Origin of the sequence: Flavobacterium muglaense (assembly GCF_014305155.1) — a bacterium.
GTDB classification, from domain to species: domain Bacteria; phylum Bacteroidota; class Bacteroidia; order Flavobacteriales; family Flavobacteriaceae; genus Flavobacterium; species Flavobacterium muglaense.
In genome coordinates, this window is sequence record NZ_JACRUK010000025.1 from 40635 (window position 1) to 50486 (window position 9852).

At 34.9% G+C, this 9852-nt stretch carries 6 protein-coding genes; 5 read left to right on the forward strand and 1 reads right to left on the reverse strand.

What is annotated here, in order from left to right:
• Positions 1-37 precede the first annotated feature (37 nt).
• The 4 genes from H8R24_RS11050 to H8R24_RS11065 all read left to right on the forward strand — a co-directional run bounded on the left by H8R24_RS11050 (position 38) and on the right by H8R24_RS11065 (position 4842).
• Positions 38-817: a patatin-like phospholipase family protein gene (locus H8R24_RS11050; protein WP_187019024.1), complete on the forward strand. Its 780-nt coding sequence runs from the start codon at positions 38-40 to the stop codon at positions 815-817.
• A 68-nt stretch (positions 818-885) separates the two neighbouring features.
• Positions 886-1593 carry a UMP kinase gene (gene pyrH / locus H8R24_RS11055; protein WP_187019022.1) on the forward strand — a complete coding sequence of 236 codons (708 nt, stop codon included), beginning with the start codon at positions 886-888 and terminating at the stop codon, positions 1591-1593.
• A 69-nt stretch (positions 1594-1662) separates the two neighbouring features.
• On the forward strand, positions 1663-2226 hold the full coding sequence (frr, locus tag H8R24_RS11060; RefSeq protein WP_187019019.1) for a ribosome recycling factor: 564 nt from the start codon (positions 1663-1665) through the stop codon (positions 2224-2226).
• A 120-nt stretch (positions 2227-2346) separates the two neighbouring features.
• On the forward strand, positions 2347-4842 hold the full coding sequence (locus H8R24_RS11065; protein WP_187019017.1) for a DUF5686 family protein: 2496 nt from the start codon (positions 2347-2349) through the stop codon (positions 4840-4842).
• Positions 4843-4844: 2 nt separating this feature from the next.
• On the opposite strand, the gene H8R24_RS11070 is transcribed toward H8R24_RS11065, so the two are convergent.
• On the reverse strand, positions 4845-7121 hold the full coding sequence (locus tag H8R24_RS11070) for a cation:proton antiporter domain-containing protein (RefSeq protein WP_187019014.1): 2277 nt from the start codon (positions 7119-7121) through the stop codon (positions 4845-4847).
• 194 nt (positions 7122-7315) lie between these two features.
• Between H8R24_RS11070 and H8R24_RS11075 the strand changes: the two genes are divergently transcribed.
• Positions 7316-9721 (forward strand): efflux RND transporter permease subunit, encoded by a 2406-nt coding sequence (locus tag H8R24_RS11075; RefSeq protein ID WP_187019013.1) that lies wholly within the window; start codon positions 7316-7318, stop codon positions 9719-9721.
• The last annotated feature ends 131 nt before the right edge of the window (positions 9722-9852 follow it).

A 9852-nucleotide genomic window follows, 5' to 3' on the forward strand; every position in this document is an offset into this window, starting at 1 on the left:
TAAAAAAGTGTAATTTTATCTCCAAGAAAACGGAATAATGGACTTAAAATCAAAATCGATTGGCTTAGTACTCTCTGGCGGCGGTGCAAAAGGTTTAGCACATGCAGGGGCGATACAGTTTTTAGAAGAACAAAATATCCAACCTACTCGAATAGCCGGTACTAGCTCTGGCTCTATTGTGGGAGCACTCTACTCCTGGGGGAAAACACCACGAGAAATCTTAGAACTTTTCAAATCGATCTATATTTTTCATTGGCGTCATATCACTTTTAAAAAAGCCGGAATCATTGATTCAGAATCCTTTAAGATGCATTTTTATTCCATCTTTAAAGATGCCATCCTAGCCGATTTGAAAATTCCGATGCAAATTACAGCTACGGATATGGTCAAAGGCAGACTCCGTATTTTTGAACAAGAAACTAAAATAATCGATGCCATTCTCGCCTCATCGGCATTTCCAGGAATTATTTCTCCATTTGAAATTGATGGAAAACCCTATAGTGACGGCGGTATATTAAACCATTTTCCCACTGACATACTGCAAGGGCAGTGCGACACTATAATAGGTATCTATGTGAGCCCTATCCAAAACATAGAAGCTGCCGACTTAAATTCAATACGAGCAGTAACAACTAGAGCCTTCGATATACTTTCGGCCGACTCTAATACCCATAAATTCAATATTTGCGATTGGGTAATCGAGCCAAAAAAACTAAGCAACTATAGCACTTTCGAAACAAATAAAACCAAAATGGACGCCATTTTCAATATTGGATATGAAGCAGCCAAGGAATCCTATGAGAAACTTAATTTATAAAATTTAAGTCTCCCTATTTCAAAAAAAAAGAATATCACTATATTTGCACCAAACAACTCTATAAAGACATGAAATACAAAAGAATTCTTCTGAAATTAAGTGGCGAAGCATTAATGGGAGATAGACAATACGGAATTGATCCTGTGAGATTAGCTGAATATGCCGAAGAAATCAAAAAGATTCACGACAAAGGAGTGGAAATTGCTATTGTTATTGGTGGTGGAAACATTTTTAGAGGTGTTGCAGGTGCTAGTAACGGGATGGACAGAGTGCAAGGTGACTATATGGGAATGCTTGCTACTATCATCAACGGAATGGCATTGCAAGGTGCACTTGAAGACAAAGGAATGCTAACGCGCTTGCAAACGGCATTGAAAATCGAAGCTATTGCTGAACCATATATTAAAAGAAGAGCCGTACGCCACCTTGAAAAAGGACGTATCGTGATTTTTGGTGCAGGAACAGGAAACCCGTACTTTACCACTGATACTGCCGCAGTACTTCGTGGTGTTGAAATTAATGCCGATGTGATCTTGAAAGGAACGCGTGTTGATGGAGTTTATGATTCTGATCCAGAAAAAAACAGCTCGGCTGTGAAATATGAAACAATTTCATTTGAAGATGTTATCAAAAAAGGATTAAACGTAATGGACTCTACCGCATTCACATTAAGTCAAGAAAACAAGTTACCTATTGTCATTTTTGACATGAACAAAGTAGGGAATTTAGAGAAAATTTGTGCCGGAGAAAACATTGGAACCGAAGTAAATATATAGTTAGCAGTATGCAGTGCCCAGTTTACAATAATAACTGATCACTAAAAACTGACCCATAAATAAAAAGTTATGACTGAAGAAATAGATTTTATATTAGATAGTACAAAGGAATCAATGACTGGTTCTATTGCGCATTTAGAAAAAGAATTTTTAAATATTCGTGCTGGTAAAGCATCTCCTGCCATGTTAGGAAGTGTTTTTGTAGATTATTACGGATCAGCAACACCCTTATCACAAGTTTCAAAAATAAGTGTACCTGATGCTCGTACCATTACATTGCAGCCTTTTGAAAAAAACATGTTGCAAGTTATTGAAAAAGCAATTATGATCGCAAACATTGGGTTTAACCCAATGAACAATGGTGATTTAATTATCATAAGCGTACCACCATTGACGGAAGACAGACGTCGCGACCTTGCAAAACAAGCCAAAGTAGAGGCCGAAGATGCAAAAATAGGTATTCGTAACGCTCGTAAAGATGCTAATACTGATATTAAAAAATTAGAGAAAGACGGAACATCTGAGGATATGTGTAAAAGCGCCGAAGACGAAGTACAAAATATCACCAATACTTTTATTAAAAAAATTGACGAACTTCTAGTTGTAAAAGAAGCCGAAATTATGAAGGTATAAACTTTCGAAAAAATTAAAAAATTAAGTCCGTCATGTTTCAAAGGAGCATGACGGATTTTTTATTACTACTTTTGCTCTAATAAAAAAGGATTATATCCGTTTTCAAAATAAACCGTTTTCATGAAGCAAATATGTTTTCTTTTTTTCTTTTTTACACTTACACTTCAGGCACAATTTCAAGTAAACGGAATTGTAAAAGACGGTAGTTCTAACAAAGCACTACCATTTGCAACACTTACCACTGATGACGGACTACAATTTGTATCTGATGTAGATGGAAAATTTAATATTAAAACAAAAAAAGCATTTAGCCAGTTATTCATCTCCTATATTGGATACCAAAGCAATAGCATTTTAATCTCACAAAATAATTCATACACTATTGTTTCGCTGCTGCAAAAGGAAAACAACCTCAACGAAGTTGTTGTAGGCCATGAAAATCCAGCATTGGCCATAATTAGACAAGTAATTGCAAATAAACACCACAACAATCCGCAAGAAAAGTTAAGCAGTTTTGAATTTAAATCGTACAACAAACTAGTCGTAACAGCCAACCCTGACTCCATTTCAGAGCGCGTAGATTCGGTGTTTGTTAGTAACGCTGACCGTGAATTCGTGAAAATTGATTCGTCAAATTACAAATTCAAAGAATTAATTAATAAACAACATCTTTTTCAAACCGAAAAAGTATCTCAAGTACAGTACAGCAACAAAGCCTTGAAAGAAATTATATTAGGAACTAAAATGGCTGGCTTTAAACAACCCATCTATGAAGTGCTTGGTTTCAACTTGCAATCCTTTTCTATTTACGACGACAGCTACGAACTCTTTGAAACCAAATACAATAGCCCGATTGCATATGATGCCTTCAAAGATTATAATTTTACTATATTAGATACAGTAGCTGTAAAAGGCCGCCAGTCTTATATGATTTACTTTAAAAACAAAAAGAAAAGCAAGGCCGCCGGTCTCGAAGGGGTTTTATACATTGATCAATTAACCTTTGCCATATCCAAAGCGATTATGCGCATCAAAGGCATTCTAGATATTAGTGGGATACACGAATTTCAATTCCTACCCGAAGAAAACATCTGGTTCCCCATCCAAAAGACTTTTAAAATTGTGAAAGGAAAAAACGATGACGACATTAAAATATTAGGAGGAACCATTCAATTTGATGGTGATGATGCACCGGACTTCAAAACAAGAAAGAAAACAGTTACTGATTACTCGTATCTTCTTTCTAATACAACCAATTTTGACCTTAAATACAACAATCCTCTAATCATAAAAAAGCCGTTCATAGCGGTTGAAATAGACGAAAAGGCCATTCATAGGCCGGAGCGTTTTTGGGAAACCTTTAGAAAAGACAGCCTAGACAGCCGTAGCCAAAAAACATATCTTGCCTTAGACAGTATTGTTATTAAAAAAAGAATTGAAAGCAGGCTGCGTTTTGGTCGAAAAATAATTAATGGTTATCTACCACTTTCGTTTTTTGACATGGATCTGCGCAAAATATTTAGCTACAACAACTACGAAGGATTTAGGTTGGGGTTTGGAGGCGTAACTAATGATCGATTTTCTAAAAGCTTTAAAATAGAAGGCTACTCTGCTTATGGAACTAAGGACGGTACCTTTAAATACAATCTAGGATTATCTACTCGAGTAGACAAAACCTCTAACTCGTGGATAGGCGCAGCGTACACTGATGATGTAAAAGAGATTGCCAGCACCTCCTACGCTATCGAAAAAAGACCCTTTAAAATTTACGATCCTAGACCGATTAACATTAGTACCTTTTACAACTATGTAAGTTGGAGCACTTTTTTAGAAACGCAATTAGTCCCTAAAACCGAAAGCATATGGGAGCTCGCACACACGGTGGTGGAACCTAAATTCAATTATAGCTTCAATGTAAACGGCAATTTATATACTAATTACACCATGACAACGGCCAAAGTTTCCTTAAAATGGAGTCCGTTTAGTGATTATATGCAAACACCTACGGGACGTATTGAAATTGAAAAACGATTCCCAAAATTCGCCTTCCAATACACCCAAACTTTGCCCAAAATAACGAATAATGACTTTGAATACAGCAAGTTTGATTTTAAAACAGAGTATGAAAAAAAATACTTAAACGGTCAAAAAACTAGCCTATTGCTTGAAGCGGGATTAGCCATAGGAGATGTGCCGTTAACCCATTTATACAACACTGCACCAAACAATATTACCAAGGAAACTGTTGTGCAACGCATCACATTTGCAGGTAAAAAAAGTTTTGAGACCATGTATTTTAATGAGTTTTTCTCTACTGAATTTGTGTATTTTCAGTTCAAACACGGCTTTAAAAGAGTTCGCTTATTTGACAAAGTAAAACCTTCATTAGTCCTGGTTTCTCGAATGGCATGGGGTAATATGAAAAAACCCGAACAACACATTGGTCTAGAATACAAAACATTAGACAAAGGCTATTTAGAATCTGGAATCGAACTTAACCAAATCTACAATGGATTAGGGCTTACCGCATTTTACCGATATGGCCCCAATCAATTACCAAAATTTGAAGATAATATTGCTATAAAACTAAGCTTTGTATTGAATTTAGGCCTTTAGATTTATGGTTTAATAATCAAAACCGAAGGAACACCAATTAGCCAATCACTGTCTGAATCAATAAGTATTTTCCAGCTTTCGAGGCTAATTAGCATTAAATCTTGTTGCTCTAAAAAAACAAGATCTACCGTTTTCTCCGTCAATACTTTTAAATTATTTGGATGTTTTTGTTCTAAAGAATCAACTGCACTTTCTAAAACAAAATTATTTTTGACGTGATTATTAACGTCCAAAATTGTGATTTTAGAATTGTTATTATTGATTAACTTTTGAGCATAATCAATTAAAAAAGAATCTTCCGATCTGAAAATGGGCACAAATACGTGGTCAATATCTTGAAATTCTTTGTCTATCAAAATCCCTAATGGCATCTTGGTTTTGGTAACAATCTGTCTTGTTCTTTCGTCAAAAGGAGAATTTTCAAACAAGCCTTCTTTTCCAGTAAACTTATCAATAAGACGATCTGGATTTATAATTCGGGTTGTAAAACCAACCACTTTACCCAATAAAGTACCTTCAAAAATAGACTTTCCTAACCCAACTAAAAGCAAATCATAGTCGCCTTGATTAGCCACATCAGCGATCTCCGTTTCGATGTCATTAGTTACCTTAAAAATAGTGTCTATTTTTAGATTTAAATGTTCTGACTCTTCAAAAATAGGTTCAAAACTATCACGCTCTTTCTCTTCCATATTAAACGAATGCAGCTCGTCACTTAACGTAAGATGCAAAGCCGTAATAACCGAACTTGATTTTTGTTTCTTTATTAAACTATTGGCCAATCGTAAAAGTGATTTTCCTTTTTCATTATTTCCAAATGAAACTAAAATGCGGTATTTATTATCAAGGACTAACTCCTCTTCTTCTGAAACATTTTTATTTTTAAAAAGAAAATCTATCAAATCTAAAGCTGGACCCGTCATAAAAGTGGTAACAAGTGCCATAATCACCATCATGGTAAAAACAGCCGGAGTAAGTACTTTTAATTCTAAACCAATATTCAAAACGATCAATTCCATCAAACCTCTTGTATTCATCAAAGCACCAATTGTTAAACTGTCTTTCCAGTTTTGCCCCACAAATTTGGCAGCCAAAGCACTTCCCAAAAATTTACCAACCACCGCAACCAGAATAATAGCTCCAGTCACCTTCCATAAATAGGGATCGTTGATCAATCCAACTTCTGTTTTTAATCCGGTGAAAACAAAAAACAATGGCAATAGCAAAATCACTGATACATCTTCGACCTTATCGATAAATATCATTCGGAACTTAGCAACATCAGGCATAATAGCTCCCATCATAAACGCACCAAAAAGAGCATGGATACCAATAACCTCAGTAGCGTATGATGATAGAATTAAAAACAAAAAGAAAATTGCGATAACAGGCTTCCCAATATTATCTTTCGACCCGTATAAATCTCCAATTCTTTTTAAAAATGGTTTTACAACAAAAATCATTATCCCAACATACAATAGCGCTAATGAAATAACATATAACGAACCTACAAAATCACCTGCTTTTACGATCGCAATTACAACCGCTAACAAACACCAAGCGGTAATATCATCGGCAGCAGCACAGGTAATTACTATGGCACCCAACTTGGTTTTATGAATCTCTCTTTCTTGAACAATACGCGCCAAAACAGGAAAAGCCGTGATACTCATTGCAATTCCCATAAAAAGACTAAAAGACAAAAACTCCACGCCATGAGGTGCAAAATTATTATACACATAATAAGAAAGTCCGATTCCTAAAGCAAAAGGGATCACAATACTAGCATGACTAATAACGACCGCTTCACTCGCTTTGTTTTTTAAGACCTTAATATCCAACTCCATTCCGATGACAAACATGAAAAGAATCAAACCAATCTGGCTTAAAAACTTTAAATTACCCAACGATTCTACTGGAAAAAGTGCTGCCGAAAACTCAGGAAAATACATTCCTACTAGTGATGGCCCTAAAACAATTCCAGCAATAATTTCGCCAATCACGGTAGGTTGTCCTATTTTTTTAAACACCCAACCAAATATTCGTGCTACCAGAATAATAGTAACAATTTGAGCCAGCAAGATCGCCAATGGATCTTGAAAATTATGTTTCATGGACAAAACGAAATCTTCCCATGAATTATGTGCTGTAGTAGAAACAGCTATAGACTCGATTTTTTCGAGCTCTTTTCCTCTCTTAATTATCCAATAGATCAAAGCCGAAAAACCACCAGTTACTCCTAAATAAAATAAGCTGTTTTTGTATTTTTTTAAATCCATTTTACAGAAACGTATTCGTTATTAAAATCACACAAAGATGTAAAATTCTACTATACGTTTGACACGCTCAAAATTAATTTTTGATAAAGAAAAAAAGCTGCTAAAATGGACTGTTCTCCCTTTCAAAATGTTTTGCCAAAAAAAAAGCTTTTAGCGTGGATTTCACTACCTTTGCACCCATTTTTAAAACATTTATGAAAAAGAAATTAAAAGTAGGTTTCTGGGAATTTATCGCACGAATCGTACTTAAAAACAGACTATTTATACTCGGTATAATTCTCTTATTGACCGTTTTTTTGGCTTTGCAATGGAAAAATATTCGCTTTTCATTTACTGAAGCTAACCTGCTACCAGATAACGATATTATCAACACACAATACAACGCCTTTCTAGACAAATTTGGAGAAGAGGGTAACCTAATCGTTGTAGGTGTAAAAGATGATGCTTTTTTTACCCCAAAAGCATTTGCTGCTTGGGATAAATTAATGGCTGATTTTAAATCGAACAAAGAGGTTGATTTAGTCGTATCGGTTAGTGATTTAAAAAAACTTCAAAAAAACGACTCTATTCAATCTTTTGAATTGGTTCCTTTTGTTGATCAAAATAAAATCACGGATCCTGCTTATTTAAAATCCATTCAAAAAGATTTATTTCACAATATGCCTTTTTACGAAGGGTTACTTTTTAATAAAAAAAATGGAACCATTCGATCTGCGATTTATTTAGACAAGAAAATTGTAAATACACCGCACCGTAAGGACTATATTTTAAAAGATTTTATTCCGAAAATCGAAGCCTTCGAAAAAGAAACCGGAATCGACTTAAGAGTTTCTGGAATGCCTTACATCCGAACGCTAAATGCAAAAAGCATCACCGATGAAATTAGCCTTTTTATTGGGGCATCATTATTAATTACGTCGTTGATTTTCTTTTTCTTCTTCCGTTCCTTAAGAGCCACATTAATCTCAATTGTAATTGTAGTTATTGGAGTAATGTGGACCTTCGGATTATTGGGATTATTCCATTATGAAATCACGGTCTTGACTGCAATTGTTCCGTCATTAGTCATCGTAATAGGAATTCCAAACTGTATCTTCCTGACTAACAAATACCAACAAGAATACAGTGCTCACGGTAATAAAGCCAAAGCTTTGCAACGTGTTATCACCAAAGTAGGAACTGCTACTTTAATGACCAACTTAACAACGGCAGCTGGATTTGCAACATTTATAATTACAAATAGTGAATTACTAAAAGAGTTTGGTATTATTTCGTCTCTAAGTATCATCGCTTTGTTTTTCTTATGTCTAATTGTAATTCCCATTTATTACAGCTACCAACCTGTTCCAAAACCAAAACATCTTGAACATTTAAACCGCAATTACACACGTGTTTTTATGAACTGGATCGAAAAAACCGTAAAATACAACAGACGCTATGTGTATGTTGTAGCTATCTTTTTGTTTTTAGTGAGTACTATTGGAGCGTTTAAAATCAAAACTTCGGGTAGTTTAATTGAAGATATGCCTCAAAAAACAGGCTTTTATAAAGACATTTTATTTTTCGAAAAAGAATTTGAAGGCATCATGCCTCTAGAAATAACGATTGATACCAAAAGAAAAAAAGGCGTAATGAAATTGTCTACTTTGAGAAAAATGGACGATTTTCAAAAAACCATCGAAGAAATTCCTGAGTTATCAAAACCTATTTCGATCCTTAACCTAGTGAAATATTCGAAACAAGCATACTATAACAACAATCCTGAATATTACGAACTACCTACTTCTCAAGAACAAAGTTTTATCTTAAGTTACGCTAAAAATGCCACAAAAAACACTAAAAACAACTTAATGAAAAGTTATGTTGATAGCACAGGGCAAGTAGCTAGAATTACCACTTTCATGAGGGATATTGGTACGGGAAACATGGCGAAAATTGAAACCAAACTATGGGACAAAGCCAACAAAATATTCCCAAAAGACCGCTACAACGTAGTAATGACTGGAAAAGCATTGGTCTTTGAAAAAGGAACCAAATACTTATTAGACAATTTAGTAAGCTCACTCCTTTTTGCAGTATTCTTAATTTCGTTGCTAATGGTTTTCATGTTCCGATCATTTAAAATGGTAATCATTTCATTGATCCCTAATTTACTGCCCTTGATGATTACGGCAGGATTGATGGGTTATTTTGGCATTCCATTAAAACCGTCTACTATTTTGGTATTTAGTATTGCATTTGGTTTATCGGTAGATGACACCATCCACTTCTTGGCGCAATACCGCCAGGAATTAACCCGAAACAATTGGAAAATCAAAAAATCTGTTTTTGCCACACTCAAAGAAGCAGGAATTAGTATGTTCTACACTTCGGTAGTTTTATTTGCAGGATTCTCTGTCTTTATGTTATCAGATTTTGGTGGAACAGTTGCCTTAGGTGGACTAGTTGCCATCACATTAGGATTTGGAATGTTGTCGAACCTTATGTTATTGCCTTGTTTAGTTTTGACTTTGAACAAATCATTGGCAAATAAACAGGAATTTATCGAACCAAAGATTGATGTTTTGAGCAGCATCGAGGACGATGAAAACCTAGATTAATCCCTACACTAAATTATTTTTTTTACATACCCCCTAAATTCACCCGTCTCTCCAGGAGGGCACTGAAAAAGTGTTTCTAATAAATTAAGACCTAAAAAGGAGTAGATATCTATGGATTTCTACTCCTTTTT

Excerpts from the sequence above, each read along its gene's own strand:
- H8R24_RS11050 (WP_187019024.1), top strand. The coding sequence starts at position 38 with ATGGACTTAAAATCAAAATCGATTGGCTTAGTACTCTCTGGCGGCGGT.
- pyrH (WP_187019022.1), top strand. The coding sequence starts at position 886 with ATGAAATACAAAAGAATTCTTCTGAAATTAAGTGGCGAAGCATTAATG.
- frr (WP_187019019.1), top strand. The coding sequence starts at position 1,663 with ATGACTGAAGAAATAGATTTTATATTAGATAGTACAAAGGAATCAATG.
- H8R24_RS11065 (WP_187019017.1), top strand. The coding sequence starts at position 2,347 with ATGAAGCAAATATGTTTTCTTTTTTTCTTTTTTACACTTACACTTCAG.
- H8R24_RS11070 (WP_187019014.1), bottom strand. The coding sequence starts at position 7,121 with ATGGATTTAAAAAAATACAAAAACAGCTTATTTTATTTAGGAGTAACT.
- H8R24_RS11075 (WP_187019013.1), top strand. The coding sequence starts at position 7,316 with ATGAAAAAGAAATTAAAAGTAGGTTTCTGGGAATTTATCGCACGAATC.